Source organism: Deinococcus soli (ex Cha et al. 2016), assembly GCF_001007995.1.
GTDB lineage: Bacteria > Deinococcota > Deinococci > Deinococcales > Deinococcaceae > Deinococcus > Deinococcus soli.
This window is the reverse complement of record NZ_CP011389.1, coordinates 1,845,001-1,859,793: the sequence shown is the minus strand read 5'-3', so window position 1 is coordinate 1,859,793 and position 14,793 is coordinate 1,845,001. Positions and strand designations below refer to the sequence as shown.

Genomic DNA, 14,793 nt, shown 5'->3' with positions numbered 1-14,793 from the left:
GCAGGTGAAGTCTTGAGACTCGTGTCACGCTGGGCGGATGACCCTCGAACCACTGAAGCCGCATTCCCGGGAGTGGTACGCGCGGCTGGCGCGTGAGCTGGGCGGGTACCGGCACCCGTGGGCGCGGGTGCTGGACGGCCCGGACCCGGAGTTGACGTTCGACGCGCTGCTCGCGGAGCGGCTGGGGCCGGGCGTACGGGTACTGGAGGCCGGGTGCGGGCACGGGCCGGACGCGGCGCGGTTCGCATCCAGGGTGGGGCGCTGGGCGGCGTTCGACGCGGTGCCGGAACTGGTGACGCAGGCGCGCGGGAACGCCCCGCACGCGGACATTCACGAGTGGAACGCGAAGGGGGACGTGCCGCCTGGACTGCGTGGCCCCTTTGACCTGATCGTGTCACGCCGGGGGCCGACGTCGGTGATCCTGCGCCTGCCGGAACTGGCGGCGCCGGGCGCGGCGTTCCTGTACGTCGGGCCGCGCCTGGACGTCCCGCAGGTGCCCGATCGGCTGGCGGCGGTGGGCTGGGAGGTGCGGGGCGAATGGCGGGTCAGCGTGCGGGCGCGCGTGCCCACGCGGCAGGACTGGGGAAGGCGCTGCGAGTGGATGACCGAGCCGGAACGCCTCCCCGAATGGGACGGGCACGCCGGACCAGACGGCCTCCCCTACTGCGAGGAACGGTACGTGGTGCTGGCCTCGGCAGCGGTTTCCAGTTCCGCCCAGGGGCCGACCACACGCCCCAGGGCTCCACTTCCAACCGCTGTTCCCTCCGGAGACTCGCGCCGCTCGGATCAGTGACACCGAGAACTTCCCTCGGCGTCACTGAACGCCGCTAGAAGCGCTCGTAGCGCGCCCCGGTAAACGACAACCCGTGCGCGGGGACGTTCGCGCCCGCCTGGGACCGCTGCCGCGAGTGCAGGACGCCTTCGGCCTGCGCTGGGCTCAGGCGGCCCTGCCCGGCCAGCAGCAGGGTGCCGACCAGTCCGCGCACCATGTGCCGCAGGAAGCTCTCGCCGTGCACGTGGATCTCCCAGATGAGCGGGCCGGGCTGCACACGCAGCACGCGCAGTTCGCGCACCGTCTGGCGGTCTTCCTGCGTGGCGAACGCCGCGAAGTCGTGCGTACCGGTCAGCGCGGCGGCGGCGGCGTTCATGGCGGTCGCGTCCAGGGGATGGGGGACGTGCAGGGCGCGCCCGTGCCACAGTGGGTGCCGCTGCGGGTGGGCCAGCAGGCGGTACACGTACTGCCGCTCGGTGCAGGAGAAGCGCGCGTGGAACCCGGCGGGGGCCTCGGCGGCGTGCAGGACCGCCACGGTGGGCGGCAGGTGGGCGTTCAGCGCGCGGGCGAGTTTCGCGGTGGGCACCCGGAAGGTGTCCGGGACGTCCACGTGCGCGGGCATGGCCTCGGCGTGCACGCCGGCGTCGGTGCGGCCCGCCGCGACCGGGCGGAACGCCGCCGTGTTCAATGCCGTGAACGCGGCGTGGAGGGTGTCCTGCACGCTGGGCACGCCCGGCTGGGACTGCCACCCGGCGAAGGGCGCGCCGTCCCACGCGACGGTCAGGTGAAGGCGGCGGTGCCCGGCGGGCGGCTGGTAGTCCGGTCGCGGGTCGGCTGGCTCGATCATGCCCCCACAGGGTAGCGCAGGCTTTCTCACGGCCCGGGCGGGGGCGGGCGGGTATGCTGCGCGGCAATGGGCGTGCGGATGTGGGGCGGGGCGAGCTGGGGCCGGGCGGCGCTGCTGGGCGCGGTGCTGACGGCAGGACTGACGGGCGTGGCGGGCGCCGGGTCGTACCGCGTGAAGGCCGGGGACACCCTGAGTGGCATCGCCGTGCGGACGGGGGTCAGCGTGGCGGCCCTGCGCGCCGCGAACCCCCGCCTGAAGACTGCGGATGCCGTGCAGGCCGGGTGGGTGCTGACGGTGCCCACCTCCTCCGCCCCGCGCGCCGCTGCGCCCGTGAAGGCGGGCACGTACACCGTGAAGGACGGCGAGAACCTGACGGTGATCGCGCGCCGTTTCGGGCTGAGCGTCACGCAACTGCTGGGAGCCAACCCGCAGTACCGGGGCGGGAAGGCCGTGTGGGCCGGGGCGAAACTGGTCATTCCGCCGCGCACCGCGACGGCCTCGCGCGCGGTGACCGTCCGGGCGACCGGCAGCCGACCGGGCCGCTGGGCGTGGCCGCTGCCCGGCTACCACGCGATCAGCAGCGATTACGGCGAGCGCGTGCTGGACGCGGGTCCCGAGATGCACTACGGGGTGGATATCGTCGCGCCGCACGGCACGCCGGTCCGCGCGGCGCGTTCGGGCCGGGTGCTGGAAGCCCGCGCGGACTTCGAACGGGGCTGGGGCTGGACGGTCGTGCTGGAACACCCGGACGGCTGGATCACCCGCTACGCGCACCTGAGCGCCACGCTCGTGCGGGCCGGGGAACTCGTGGTGCAGGGGCAGCCGGTGGGTCGGGTGGGGAACACGGGCCGCAGCACGGGCACGCACCTGCATTTCGGCACGTACCTCCGCTGGGATCCGCGCGACCCGCTGAGTCTGTACTGACATGCAGGTGCACTACGCCGAGGGGAAGGGCGAGGCGGCCCGCGCGGCCCTGCACGCCTTCCTGGACGCCCTGCCGGGGTGGCCGGGGTTCCTGGGCGCGGAGCTGCTCCTCTCCCCCGCGCAGCCGGAGTTGACGCTGGTGGCGAGCCGCTGGGCGGACGAGGTGCCGCCCGTGCCGGTGCCCGACGGCGTGCGCGCCTGGGTGTTCCAGGTGCAGGCGAACCGGTAGCGGACGTGCCGTCCCGTTCGTTCGAGCTGAGTGTGGACCTGCCCGTGCCGGGGGCGGAGGTGCTGGCGTTCCTGCTGGATCTGCGGCGGCACGTGGGGTTGCACGCGCTGATGGTGTCGGCGCAGCCGGTGGGCTCGGGCGTGGACGGGCGGGGTTACCCGTGGACGGACTGGGTGGTCACGGACGCGCTGCCGCTGGGGCCATGGCGCGTGCCGCTGCGGTATCCGGCGCGCCTGACAGCAGGGAACGGGGAGGTATGGTCGGAGGTGCGCGCGGCGCTGGGCACGCGCCTGACCGTGCACTGGCAGGTGACGGACCGGCCGGGGGGCGGGTCGCGGTTGACCGAGGTGACGACCGTGACCGCGCCGCGGGTGACGCTGGGGTTCGCGGTGGGGCAGGCGCGCGCGGCGCACGAGGCGACGTTTGCGCGCCTGCCGGGTGTACTGACCGCGCCGTGATTACAGGCCGGGCAGCGCGGATGCCAGGTCGGTCATCAGGTCGCGGGCGGTCAGGTCGATGCGGACGGGCGTGACGCTGATCAGGCCGGCCTCGACGGCGCCGTAGTCGGTGTCGGGGTCGTGCGCGTCGGGGGCGGTGCTGGTGCCGGACACCCAGTGGTACTCGCGGCCTTCGGGGTCGTGGCGGGTGATCAGGCGGTCCTCCCAGCGGTGCTCGCCGACGCGGGTGACGCGCACGCCCGTGGGGGTGTGGGCGGGGAAGTTGACGTTCAGCAGCGTGCGGGGGGGCAGGCCGCGGGCCAGGACGGTCCGGGCGAGGCGGGCGGCGTACGCGGCGCCAGGCGCGAAGTCGTACTCCCCGGCGGGCGTGGCGCGCTGACTGAAGGCGATGGCGGGCACGCCGAAGCTCATGCCCTCGATGGCGGCGGCGACGGTGCCGCTGTGGGTCAGGTCGTCGCCGAGGTTCGGGCCGAGGTTGATGCCGCTGACGACCAGGTCGGGCTTTCCGGTCAGGTGGAGGCCCAGCACGACGCAGTCGGCGGGCGTGCCGTCCACGCGGTACGCGGGGATGTCGCCGAAGCCCGCGCTGGCGGTGTGCTTGAAGCGCAGCGGGCGGCGGATGGTGATGCCGTGCCCGACGGCGCTCTGTTCCACGTCGGGGGCGCTGACGATCACGTCCGCGAAGGTGCTCATGGCCTGCGCGAGGGCCTTGATGCCGGGGCTGAAGATGCCGTCGTCGTTCGCGACGAGCACGCGGGGGCGCTGCGGAGTCATGCGGGTCAGGGTAGCGCGCACCCGGTCAGGGGGATGTGGCGTGCGGGTGGGCTGCGTGGGCGTAGCCTGTGGCTATGGGTCACCTGCGGGTGTGGGCGCTGGTCGGGGTGGGGTCGCTGGCGGTGGCGGGGGATTTCCCGGCCCTGACGCACGTGCAGCAGGTGCGCGCCCCGGACGGGCGGCCGGCCGTGGTGCAGCGCGTGGCGTGTCTCGCGCCGGACCGGCCGGAGCTGGCAGCGGCGCTGACGCTGGAGGAGGCGGGTCCGCTGCGGTGGCAGGTCACGCAGCTCGCCACGAACGAGGCGGGCGCGGCGGTGCTGGAGACCGGGCGCACGCTGCCGCAGATCGCGCCGCACTACCAGCGGTACGTGACGCAGGGGCAGCCGGTGGGCCGCGTGACGTTCGCGGCGCTGCTGGGCACCTGGAAGCTGTTCGGGCTGAAGTTCAGCTGGGAGAACGTGACCTACCGCTGCGCGCTGTCCTGAAAGCGCGGGGCCTGGAAGGTGACCTGTTCTGAGTGGCCCCAGGCATGAATGTCCCTGAAGCGCCCTCCCATGCGGGCCGGGGGGTGCGGGTGCAACGGTGGGCGGCAGGGAGGGGTCACCATGCTGAACCAGACCGCGTTGAAGTCGCATCAACCGCCTGCCTACGCCCTGGAGGACGCCGTCAGTGACCATGACGCGCTGGAGATCGCCGCCGGGACCCTCCAGGGGCTGCTGAAGGGAGCCGAGGGAGCCCTGCCGCCCGCGCTGCTGGACGCCCTGCAGGGCGAGGGGGTGGGCCACCCGCTGCATCCGGTTCTGGTGCATCTGCCGCTGGGCGGCTGGGTGGTGGTGGCGGCGCTGGATCACCTGCCCGCCCCGGAGCCGGGCGCGTACGACCGCGCGGCGGACGCGGCGCTGCTCCTCTCGACGCTGGGCGCAGTGGGCACCATCGGCACGGGGTGGCTGGACTGGGCGAACACGCGCGGCGAGGCCCGCCGCACCGGGCTGATCCACGGGGCGCTGAACGAGGTGGCCTTTTTCCTGAACGTGGGGTCGCTGCTCGCGCGGCGCCGGGGTCGGCGTGGCCTGGGCCGGCTGCTGTCGGGCGTGGGGCTGGGGCTGGCGGTCGCCGGGGGGTTCCTGGGCGGGGAACTGGTGTACCGGCATGGGTTGGGCGTGGGGCGCACGCTGGCGCACCGGCAGGGCTGAGTGGCCGGTGGCCGCGCTGGGCAGGGCAGGGCAGGGGCGCTGTAGCATGCGCGCATGACGCTGCACCCGGACCTGAAGTTCCCGACCGCGCACGAACTGGACACCCTGAGTCCCGGGGAGCTGGCGCGGCGCATGAACGCCCTGTCCGGCACGCTGGGGGCGCGGCTGGGGATCGAGTTCACGGCGGTGTCGCGGGAGCGGGTGGTGGCGCGCATGCCGGTGGACGGTAACCGGCAACCGGCCGGGCGATTACACGGCGGGGCGAACCTGGCGCTGGCAGAGGAACTGGCCAGCGTGGGCTCGTGGATGAACCTGGACCCGGCGCGGCAGGTGGCGGTGGGCGTGGACCTGAGCGGCACGCACGTGCGCGGCGTGACGGACGGCTGGGTGACGGGCGAGGGGACGCTGGCCTACCGGGGCCGGACGGTGCTCGTCTGGAGCATCGAGATCCGCGACGAGCGGGGCCGCGTGACGAGCATGGCGCGCTGCACCTGCAACGTGATCGCCACCGGCGCCTGAGCGCGCACAAGGGCCCCCGGGTAGCACGCCGGGGGCCTTTCTCGTGCGGGGGGTCAGCGGTTCAGGGCGCGGCTGAAGCTCTGCGCGGCGCGCAGGCGCATGTCCTCGATGGCGGTCCAGTCGGGCAGGCGGCGCGTGAGGACCTCGTCGGTCAGCTGCGCGGCGTCCAGGCGCGTGGGGTGGGCGGGGGCGCCCGCGTCGTCGCAGAAGCCCTGCACCTTGGGGTCGTACGCGACGCCGCTGAAGGGCGTGCTGCTGGCGGCGGCCAGGATGACGGCGTGCAGGCGCACGCCGATCACATACCCGCTCTGCGCGATGGCGTCGAGCGCCACCTGCGGGTCGCGGGTGCTGAGCACCTCGTCCGCGCCGAGGCTGTGGGCGGCCTGATCGTCATGGTCGGGCATGAAGCTCAGGGCGGTGACGTGTCGCTCCTCGGCGCGCAGGCGGCGCACGACGTCCTTCAGGGCGTCGGTAGCGTCGGTAACGTCGCCGCGCGGCGCGATGATCACGCGCCGGGGGTCGCGGGTCAGGCCGGGCGTGGGGGCCAGCAGCAGGGCGGGGTCGCCGCCCAGTTCGGCGTGGATGCCCAGGTTCTCCAGGGTGTCGAGGCTGCCGCGGTCGCGCACGATGACCGGCACGCCCCGCAGGGCGCGGGCGACGCGGCGGCTGCCCTCGGGGGTCAGGGGACCGATGCTCTGGTTGAAGACGACCACGCGGCGCCGCAGCAGTTTCGCCAGTCGGATGACGCCCAGGTAGTACGTGAGGTTGCGGGCGCTGGTCTTGTCCTGCAGCAGTCCGCCCCCACCCGAGAGCACCACCTGCGAACGCAGCAGCGCGCCGAGGAGCGCGGCGGGTTGCATGCGGGCCTCGCTGTCGCAGTCGTAGGTGCGGGCGGTCTCCTCGGGGGTGTTCGAGAGCAGCAGGGGCTGAGCGCCGTACTTGCGCAGTTCGCGGGTGATGGCCAGCGCGATGGCCTCGTCGCCGGTGTTGCCGAAGCCGTAGTAGCCGCTGACGGTGACCTTCACGCGCGGACCTCGGCGGGGGCCTGGCCGTGCGTGCGCCACAGGTGCAGCGCGGCGCGCACGACCTGCACGGCGATCAGACCGGCGATGAGTCCCACGCCCAGGCCCAGGAAGCAGCGCTGGGCGCTGATCAGCAGCGGCGTGTGGAAGTGGCTGAAGGTGTTCAGGATGCTGGACTGCCCGACGACGCCGCCCAGGATCAGCAGCGCGCCGAAGTACCCGGGGAGCGTGCCGCTCAGGCCGACGATACCCAGGGGGTGCCCGGCCATCTCCTTGAAGCGGGGGCGGACCAGGGTGTCCTGCAGGTCCTGGCGGATCTTCGCCTCGGTATCGCTGACGCTGGCGCCGGTGGCGTTGCCGCGGCGCAGGAAGACCAGCGCAAACACTCCGGCGGCCAGGGCCATGATCAGGATGTCCCCCAGCTTGATGGGAGCGTTGTAGACGTCCTGGATGGTTTTGCGCAGGTCCTGGCGCGGCAGGAAGCTCGCGGCGACGAGCAGCAGCGGGAGCAGCAGGGTCAGGCCCACGCCGCGGAAGGGGTCCAGGCCCAGCACACTGTCCTTCGTGGCGCCCAGCGCGGACACGAACAGCACGCCGGTCAGGCTCAGGCCGGTCGCGACGAACCAGTCGCTGACACGCGCGCGGCGCAGCACGAGGCCCAGCGCGGGGAAGGTCACGGCGGCGATCAGGGCGACCCCGGCGTAGGGATCGAACCTGTTCATGACCAGCGCCAGGGCGCCGCTGGCGGCGGCGATCAGCAGGCCCAGGCGCACCAGGGGGTAGCTCAGGCCCAGCAGCAGCAGCGCCGCGACGGGCCCGATCAGGCTCAGGGTGCGCAGCAGGGCGTTCTCGCGGAAGGGTTCGATGACGGGCTGCGTGACCGTCACGCCGGATTTTTTGAGCAGGTCGCTGGTGCGGCTCAGCAGGTCGCTGGTCTCGTTGATCGTCGGGTAGGGACGGACGTACAGCAGGCGCATGCTGCGTTCGCGCGCGGCGAGGTTGTACTTGCTGGCCAGCGTGATGGGGTCCAGACGCTGCTGCCAGGCGGGGTTCACGCTGAAGGTGCGCGCCGCGCCGTGCGTGGCGATCAGGGTATCCAGGCCGCGCTGCGGGGTCGCCTCGATCAGGGCGGGCACGCGCTGGCCCAGACGCTCGTTGATCTTCGCGAGGAGTTCCGGGGTGCGCGCGCCGATGACTTCCTCACCGTTGAAGATCACGAAGGGCACGTCGGGCCAGTCCGCGCCGGGCTCGCGCACGGCGTCGTCCGCGTAGGGGCGGTACACGAGCATGAACCCGCGCGACTTCAGGGTCCCGATCAGCGCCTCGTCCGGTCCGACCGGCAGGAAGGTGGGGTCGGTGGGCCACTCGGTCCAGGTCTGCCCGGCGACCTGCACGGTGCGGGTGGGGATGGTGTACCGCGCCGGGAGCGACTCGGCCACGCCGGGCTTGAGGGAACGCAGGTAGAAGTTGCGTGGGCTGACGGCGGCGTCGCCGGTCTCGGCGCGCAGATCGGCGCCACTTTTCAGGTACACCTCGCCCCGCTGCGCGAGGTTCCCGATGACGTCCTCGTAGATGCCGACGCCGTTGATGCCCTGGCGCTGGTACTCGGCCAGCAGGTCCAGCGGGTCACGGCCGAAGCGGCGGGCCTGCGTGACGACCGCCGGGTAGTCCATGACGAGCGCGGCCGTCTTCTGCGCCTGCTCGTGCTGGACGCGCTGCACGGCGAGGATCAGCGCGGGAATGGCGCTCAGGAGGATCAGGCCCAGCAGCAGCGGCGTCAGGCGGTGCCGGGAGGCGGGCGGGACGGTCAGGCCCGGCCCGGCGGGCGGGGCAGGCGGGGTGGGGGGGGCGGGCTGGGTCACAGGGCACATCCTAAGGTCAGGGTCTGGTCGCGCGGGCGCGGCGCCTTTCAGGGTGGCGCCCGCCCGGGTCGGGCGTCATCCCCCGAAAGTGCCGCCCCGCCGCCCGGGGGCAGCGGGACAGGCGCGGGGGGGGCTCACCCGGGCCTTTCGCGGCTTCCGGTCTGCCGACGCCATGCCCGCAGGGGCGCGGCACCCCTGTGCTGCGGGGCGGCTGCACGGGTCGCGTCCGCGCGGACGGTGGAGACCAGTCAGGCGGAGTTCAGATCAGATGGTGGTGCGGATGCGCGCGGCGAGCATGTCCAGCGCGGGTTCATTCATGCCGCCGTGCGGGATGATCACGTCCGCGTAGCGTTTGGTGGGTTCCACGAAGCTCAGGTGCATGGGGCGCACGTACTCCAGGTACTGCTCGATGACGCTCTCGGGCGTGCGGCCGCGTTCCTGCGTGTCGCGCAGCAGGCGGCGGATGAAGCGCACGTCCGCGTCGGCGTCCACGAAGACCTTCAGGTGCATGCGGTCGCGCAGCGCCTCGTCGTACAGCGCGAAGAAGCCCTCCAGGACCACGACCGGCGCGGGCAGGACGGTGGTGGTGTGCGCGGCGCGGGTGTGGCGCGTGAAGTCGTACTCGGGCATGTCGATGGGCACGCCCGAGAGCAGCGCGTCGATGTGCTGGCGCAGCAGCGTCCAGTCGAACGCGGCCGGGTGGTCGTAGTTCGTCTTCAGGCGCGCCTCGAAGGGAATGTCGTCCTGGTTGCGGTAGTAGTTGTCCTGGTTCAGGACGGCCACGCCGCCCTGCCCGACGGTGTCCACGACGCGGCGGGTGACGGTGGTCTTGCCGCTGCCGGAACCGCCGGCCACGCCGATCACGAAGGGAAGACTCATGCGTGTCTCCAGGTGCCGGCGCCGCCCAGGCTGCCGATCAGGGCGATGCGCCGCTCGGCCATCTTCCGCGCGACGACGTGGGGGGCCTTGCCGTACTGCTCGGCGGCGGCCGTGATGCGCCCGACCGTCTGGTAGACGCGTTCGGCCGCCTGGTTCATGTCGAGGTCGGTCGCGGCGGCGATCAGGCCCGCCGAGTTGATCGCGAAGTCCGGCATGTACACGATCCCGGCTTCCTTCACGGCGTCCTCGCCGCGGCGGGTCAGGGGATGGTGCTCGCCGCCGGCGATCAGGCGGCACTGCAGGCGGGGCACGTCGGTGCTGCGGATGGAGTGGCCGTACCCGCAGGGCGCCAGGATGTCGCACGGCACGTCGAGAATCTGGTCGCAGCTCACGACCGTGACCCCGTCGAGATCCTCGGCGAGCGCCTCGGCGCGTTCGGGACGGTCGTCGGCGACCGTCAGGCGGGCGCCCTCGCGGTGCAGGTGCGCGGCCAGGGTGCGGCCCACTGCACCGACGCCCAGGATGGCAACGCGCACGCCGCGCATGCTTTCACTGCCCAGCGCGAAGCGCGCGGCGGCCTTCATGCCGCGGTACACGCCGTAACCGGTGACGGCGCTGGTGTCGGTGTGCATCCCCAGGGTGGAGCGGGTTTCCTGCGCCACGAAGGCGATGTCGGCGGGACTCACGCCGATGTCCTCGGTGAGGACCACGCGGGCCTCCATGGGCCGCACCTGACGGCCCAGCGCGCGGAACAGCGCCTCTCTGGCGTGCGGGTCGTCCATGCCGCACTCGGGCGTCATCAGGACGCAGGCGCCGCCGCCGTAGTTCAGACCGGCCAGCGCGGCTTTCAGCGTCAGGCTCTCGGACAGCGCCAGCGCGCCGCGGATGGCGAGGTCCTCGTCCTGTTCGCGCAGGCGCACGCCGGCAATGGCGGGGCCCAGCACGGTGGAATGCACGGCCAGGGCGGCGCGCAGGCCGCTGGGCGCGTGATGAAGCAGCGTCAGGGCCTCGTGGCCGCGCGACTGCATCTCCTCAAGTATCTGCATATCACTCCTGTTGTGGCGCCCGGGGGCGGCGGGCGCCTCCTGTGTGCCTCCCTGCTCCTGGGCGCGGGTCGCCCCGCAGCGTAGCACCCGCCGCGCGGGGCAGGTGCCCCCCCTGAAAGAACGCTGTCAGACGCGCCGGGGCAGGCTGAAGCATGCCTGCATGCGCGTGGTTGCGTTCGCATGCCTCCTGCCGGGCCCGGCAGTGGGGAAAAACCCGCGTCACACCATCAGGAAGTCGCTTACAATGTGGCGCACAAAGGGGGAAATGAATGGATCGGATTGCTCCGCTCGCCAAGATTCTGGCAGAAGCGAACGGGATTGACTGGCAGAAAATGCAGGGTTCGGGCGCCGGGGGTCAGATTGTCGAACAGGACATCCTGAACTACCTGTCGCGCGTCATGAGCGGTGAGGAAGATCCGCCCGACACGCCCGTCGATCTGCCCCCGCCCGACTGGAACGGCGAGGAAGTCCCCACGGCCGACATGCTGGGCCGCGCGGGCATGAGTGCGGACATGCTCAGCCGCGCCGGGGTGGACACCGACCTGACCGCGTTCGTGGAGCAGACCCGCGCGGCGGCGCCCGCCCCGGTCACCGGGAGCCCCAGCAGCACCAGCCTCGATGAGGACGCGCTGGAGTTCGAACTGGAGGACGAGGAACCCGCCCACGTGGCCCCCGTCCACACGCCCGAGGTGGCCGCGCCGGCCTTCAGCATGCCCGCGCCCGAGGTGACGGCCGCCCCGAGCTTCGAGGCGCCCGCGCCCGCCGTGGCCGAGATGACCGAGCCTGAACCGGTCGAGCCCACGCCAAGTGAACCCACACTGGCCGCGCCCGAGCCCGTCGCAGTGGCCGAACCCGAACCGGTCGCGGCGCCGGTCCAGCCCGAGGTGCCCGCCGCAGCGGCAGCTCCGGCGGCGGCCGGTGGTCTGGCGGCCGGTCTGGGCAGCCTGCTCTCGCGCCTGTACCAGAAGCCGGCCGAGGCGCCCGCCCCGGCGCCCGAGCCCACCCCCGCCCCGGTCACCCACACGCCTGCCACGCCGGACATGCCCGAGGTGGAGGCGCCCGCCACCGCCTGGACGGACGGTCGTCAGGCCGCCGATGCGGCCTGGGCGCAGCCGGCCGACGAGGTCACTGAACCCGCAGTGCCCACCGAGATGCCCGCCGAAGCGCCGGTCGCCGAGCCCGAACCGGTCGCCGCGCAGGCCGAGGAAAGCGCCGAGGACATGAGCACTGGCGATACAAGCAGTGCGGACACGAGCACCGGGACGCCGGACGTGGCGGCCGCACCTGTCGAGGCCGAACCGGAAGCGGTTGAACCCCTCGCCGCTGACCCCGTTGCCGCTGAACTCCCTGCCGCCGAACCGGTCTCTGCCGAACCTGTTGTGGCCGAGCCCGAGCCGGTGTCTGCCGAGCCGGTCGCCGCCCAGGCGGACGTCGCGGAACCGCAGGCGGCGCAGCCCGAGCTCGAGACGCCCGCCGTCAGCGAGCCCGAGGTGGCGCCACCCGTGGCAGCGGTGCCTGCACCCGTGGCACCCGCAGCGGCGATGCCGCCAAGCGGCGTGTGGTTCGGCGCGTACCTGCGCCGTGACGCGGACGTGGCGGCCCTGCATGACCTGCGTGGTCAGGTGACGGCGGCACTCTCGCGTGACCTGCCGCTGGCGCTGCTGGTGGCGCGCGCGGCGCAGCGTCACGCGGACACCCTGGGACTGGGCAGTGTGGCGGTGCACGCCGACGGCGGCGCACTGTCTGCGGGCAGCGGCAGCCTGCGCGACGCGCTGGACGCCGGGGCGTTTGGCGGCACGCCGGACCTGCTGGTCGTGGACGCCGGAGCGATGGACCTGGACGACCTGCACTTCCCGCACACGACGACGCTCAGCGTGGGTCGCGTGCAGGGGGGCCGCGCGGCCCTGACGCTGAACGGCGACGTGGACGCGGCGCGCGCGGCACAGTTCCTGGCGCAGGTGGCCGGGACGCTGGAGCAGCCGATCCTGCTGGTGCTGTAACCCGTCCGCTGTTGGCCGCGTCCCTCCCGTACCGGGAAGGGGCGCGGCCTTTTTGTCGCGCCGCCTTTGTTGTGCCGCAGCGGGCGCGCGGCGCACAATGGCGGGCATGGTGACAGCGATCGTGATGGTGCAGGCCGAGCGGCAGCGCGTGCAGGAGACCGCCGAGGCGCTGGCGGGCGTCCCGAGTGTCCGCGAGGTGTACTCGGTGACGGGCGAGTGGGACATCGTGGCGATCCTGAAACTGACGCGCTACGAGGATCTGGACGACGTGGTGACCGGGCACCTGCGCAAGGTGGAGGGCATCACGCGCACGCAGACGATGCTGGCGTTCCGCACGTACAACGACTCGCTGCTGGACCAGGGGTTCGGGGTGGGGCTGGACGAGTCGCAGCAGCGCTGAGGGGCGCACCCGGGTTGGTTTAAGAAACCTTTACGCCCTGCCGGTGCGGGGCGGTTTTGTGACCTGCCCCACCGGGGGGTCAGGGGCGGGCGGGTACGTTGCACCCATGAGACATCGTCAACTGAATCGCGTGGCCCTGCTGGGTGCGGCCCTCCTGACGGCGGGCGCGCTGGGTTCGGCGTCCGCGAAGGCCATCGTGGTGGGCAGCAAGCTCGACCCCGAGGCGCAGATCCTGGGGCAGATGATCGTCCTGACCCTGCGCAACGCCGGGCTGGACGTGACCGACAAGACGAACCTGGGCGACACCGGCGTGAACCGCAAGGCGATCCTGGCCGGTGAGATCGACGTGTACCCCGAGTACACCGGCAACGCCGTGTACCTCTTCCCGAAGGCGAAGATCAGCGCCAAGCAGGCCGGGAACCCCGGCACGATCTACGGCCTGGCGCGCCAGCTCGACAGCAGGAACGGCGTGACGTGGCTCAGGCCCGCCAACGTGAACAACACTTGGGTGATCGCGGTGCCGCAGGCGCTGGCCCAGAGCGCCAAGCTGAGCAGCGTCGCGGACCTCGCCAGGTACGTCAATGGCGGCGGGAAGCTGAAGATGGCGGGCAGCCCGGAGTTCTTCAACCGCCCGGACACCATGCCCGCCTTCGAGGAGACGTACGGCTTCAAGCTGAAGGCCGAGCAGAAGCTGGTGCTGGCCGGGGCGACGCCGCCCCAGACGCAGCAGGCGGCGGCCAGCGGCACGAACGGCGTGAACGCCGCCATGGCCTATGGCACCGACGGCACCCTGGCGGCCCTGAAGCTGGTCGCGCTGAAGGATCCCAAGGGCGCGCAGGCGGTATACCAGCCCGCGCCGATCATCCGCACGGCGACCCTGAAGGCGAACCCTCAGGTCGAGGCCATCCTGAACAAGACGTTCGCCACGCTCAGTCAGAGCACCCTGCAGGGCCTGAACGCCAGGGTGGCGCTGGAGGGCCGCACCGCGCAGGACGTGGCGCGCGAGTACCTGAAGGGCAAGGGGCTGATCAAGTGATGCGCCCGCCGCGCTGGGCCCGGTGGTGAGGACGGCGCGGCGTGACGGCGGGGCAGGGGCGCAGGCTCCTGCCCCTGCTGCTGCGCGCCGGGACGTGCGGCTGGTGCTGTGGCTCGCGGCGCTGCCGATGCTGGCGGGGGCGTGGCTGCCGTGGGTGCTGCTGCGCCCGAACCGGCTGGCGCCCGGCGAGTACCTGCGGCTGCCGCCCGCGTGGGTGGCGCTGGCGGCCGCGCTGGCGCTGCTTCCCGCTGTCGTCGGGCACTGGCGGCGCGGGCTGGTGTGGCTGCCCGCCACGCTGGCGCTGCTGCTGGGCGTGTGGCTGCTGGGCGGGCGCACGGCGGCGGCGCTGACCGATCAGGCGGACTTCGCGCGGGCGAGTGCGGCCAGCGGCGTGTGGCTGTACCTGCTGGGGGCGGGGGTCGCGGCCTACGCGGCCGGTCTGGCCCTGCCGGAGCGCCGCTGGGTGGCGTGGCTGTGGCTGCCGCCCGCGCTGGCGCTGCTGCTGGGCGGGCACCTGGCGGACTGGTCGGTGCTCGTCGAGGGTCGCAACGAGGGGCCGCGCTGGGTGCAGGAACTGGGGCAGCACCTGCGGCTGGTGGGGAGCGCGCTGGGCCTGTCGGTGCTGATCGGGGTGCCGCTGGCGGTGTGGGCGGCGGGTCGCGCGCGGGTCGCGGACGCCGTGCTGGGCGTGGCGAACGCCGTGCAGACGCTGCCCAGCCTCGCCCTGCTGGGCCTGCTGATCGCGCCGCTGTCGGCCCTGGCGAACGCCGTGCCCGCTCTGCGCGAGGCCGGGATCAGCGGAATCGGCGTGGCCCCGGCCCTGACGGCCATG

Annotated in this window: 17 protein-coding genes (1 of these 17 only partly in view); 11 read left to right on the top strand and 6 right to left on the bottom strand. The window is 73.0% G+C overall.

Features of this window, described 5'->3' with window-relative positions; translation table 11 throughout:
* Nucleotides 1–37: 37 nt before the first annotated feature.
* Entirely contained in the window at nt 38–793 is a 756-nt protein-coding gene (locus SY84_RS09215; RefSeq protein ID WP_157882943.1) for a class I SAM-dependent methyltransferase, read from the top strand.
* A gap of 34 nt (nt 794–827) precedes the next feature.
* Here SY84_RS09215 and truA read toward each other — a convergent pair whose 3' ends face one another.
* The gene (truA, locus tag SY84_RS09210) at nt 828–1,619 is read right to left on the bottom strand and encodes a tRNA pseudouridine(38-40) synthase TruA (RefSeq protein ID WP_046843767.1); all 792 of its coding nucleotides are present in this window, start codon (nt 1,617–1,619) and stop codon (nt 828–830) included.
* 66 nt (nt 1,620–1,685) lie between these two features.
* Here truA and SY84_RS09205 point away from each other — a divergent pair, with 66 nt between their 5' ends.
* The 3 genes from SY84_RS09205 to SY84_RS09195 are packed head-to-tail and all read left to right on the top strand — an operon-like array spanning nt 1,686 to nt 3,230.
* Entirely contained in the window at nt 1,686–2,543 is an 858-nt protein-coding gene (locus SY84_RS09205) for a M23 family metallopeptidase (RefSeq protein WP_081424557.1), read from the top strand.
* 1 nt (nt 2,544) lies between these two features.
* Nucleotides 2,545–2,772, top strand: coding sequence for an antibiotic biosynthesis monooxygenase family protein (locus SY84_RS09200; protein ID WP_046843766.1), 228 nt, complete (start codon nt 2,545–2,547; stop codon nt 2,770–2,772).
* A gap of 5 nt (nt 2,773–2,777) precedes the next feature.
* A complete protein-coding gene (locus tag SY84_RS09195) occupies nt 2,778–3,230 on the top strand; it encodes an SRPBCC family protein (protein ID WP_046843765.1) in 453 nt (150 codons plus the stop codon).
* On the opposite strand, the gene surE is transcribed toward SY84_RS09195, so the two are convergent.
* Nucleotides 3,231–4,004 (bottom strand): 5'/3'-nucleotidase SurE, encoded by a 774-nt coding sequence (gene surE / locus SY84_RS09190; protein ID WP_046843764.1) that lies wholly within the window; start codon nt 4,002–4,004, stop codon nt 3,231–3,233.
* Nucleotides 4,005–4,078: 74 nt separating this feature from the next.
* On the opposite strand from surE, the gene SY84_RS09185 reads away from it, so the two are divergent.
* The 3 genes from SY84_RS09185 (at nt 4,079) to SY84_RS09175 (ending at nt 5,716) form a co-directional block, all read left to right on the top strand.
* Nucleotides 4,079–4,489: a hypothetical protein gene (locus tag SY84_RS09185; protein ID WP_046843763.1), complete on the top strand. Its 411-nt coding sequence runs from the start codon at nt 4,079–4,081 to the stop codon at nt 4,487–4,489.
* 120 nt (nt 4,490–4,609) lie between these two features.
* The gene (locus SY84_RS09180; protein WP_052751095.1) at nt 4,610–5,197 is read left to right on the top strand and encodes a DUF2231 domain-containing protein; all 588 of its coding nucleotides are present in this window, start codon (nt 4,610–4,612) and stop codon (nt 5,195–5,197) included.
* Nucleotides 5,198–5,251: 54 nt separating this feature from the next.
* The gene (locus tag SY84_RS09175; protein ID WP_046843762.1) at nt 5,252–5,716 is read left to right on the top strand and encodes a PaaI family thioesterase; all 465 of its coding nucleotides are present in this window, start codon (nt 5,252–5,254) and stop codon (nt 5,714–5,716) included.
* A gap of 53 nt (nt 5,717–5,769) precedes the next feature.
* On the opposite strand, the gene csaB is transcribed toward SY84_RS09175, so the two are convergent.
* From csaB to SY84_RS09155, 4 genes are all read right to left on the bottom strand, one after another.
* Nucleotides 5,770–6,741, bottom strand: a complete 972-nt coding sequence (gene csaB / locus SY84_RS09170; protein ID WP_046845090.1) for a polysaccharide pyruvyl transferase CsaB — start codon at nt 6,739–6,741, stop codon at nt 5,770–5,772.
* Complete coding sequence (locus tag SY84_RS09165) at nt 6,738–8,600, bottom strand: DUF5693 family protein (RefSeq protein WP_368668007.1); 1,863 nt, start codon at nt 8,598–8,600, stop codon at nt 6,738–6,740. Before SY84_RS09165 ends, csaB begins: the two co-directional genes overlap by 4 nt.
* 264 nt (nt 8,601–8,864) lie before the next feature.
* A complete protein-coding gene (gene udk, locus SY84_RS09160; RefSeq protein ID WP_046843761.1) occupies nt 8,865–9,479 on the bottom strand; it encodes a uridine kinase in 615 nt (204 codons plus the stop codon).
* Nucleotides 9,476–10,525 carry a Glu/Leu/Phe/Val dehydrogenase family protein gene (locus SY84_RS09155; protein WP_046843760.1) on the bottom strand — a complete coding sequence of 350 codons (1,050 nt, stop codon included), beginning with the start codon at nt 10,523–10,525 and terminating at the stop codon, nt 9,476–9,478. The genes udk and SY84_RS09155 overlap by 4 nt, the downstream gene beginning before the upstream one ends.
* A gap of 269 nt (nt 10,526–10,794) precedes the next feature.
* On the opposite strand from SY84_RS09155, the gene SY84_RS09150 reads away from it, so the two are divergent.
* The 4 genes from SY84_RS09150 to SY84_RS09135 form a co-directional block, all read left to right on the top strand.
* Entirely contained in the window at nt 10,795–12,525 is a 1,731-nt protein-coding gene (locus tag SY84_RS09150; protein ID WP_046843759.1) for an E3 binding domain-containing protein, read from the top strand.
* 106 nt (nt 12,526–12,631) lie between these two features.
* Nucleotides 12,632–12,925, top strand: coding sequence for an Lrp/AsnC family transcriptional regulator (locus SY84_RS09145; RefSeq protein WP_046843758.1), 294 nt, complete (start codon nt 12,632–12,634; stop codon nt 12,923–12,925).
* A 106-nt stretch (nt 12,926–13,031) separates the two neighbouring features.
* Nucleotides 13,032–13,961 (top strand): ABC transporter substrate-binding protein, encoded by a 930-nt coding sequence (locus tag SY84_RS09140; protein WP_081424556.1) that lies wholly within the window; start codon nt 13,032–13,034, stop codon nt 13,959–13,961.
* 94 nt (nt 13,962–14,055) lie between these two features.
* Nucleotides 14,056–14,793: the 5' portion of an ABC transporter permease gene (locus SY84_RS09135; RefSeq protein ID WP_245621305.1), read on the top strand. The gene runs 378 nt beyond the window's last position; only the first 738 of its 1,116 coding nucleotides appear in the window; its start codon is at nt 14,056–14,058; the stop codon falls past the right edge of the window.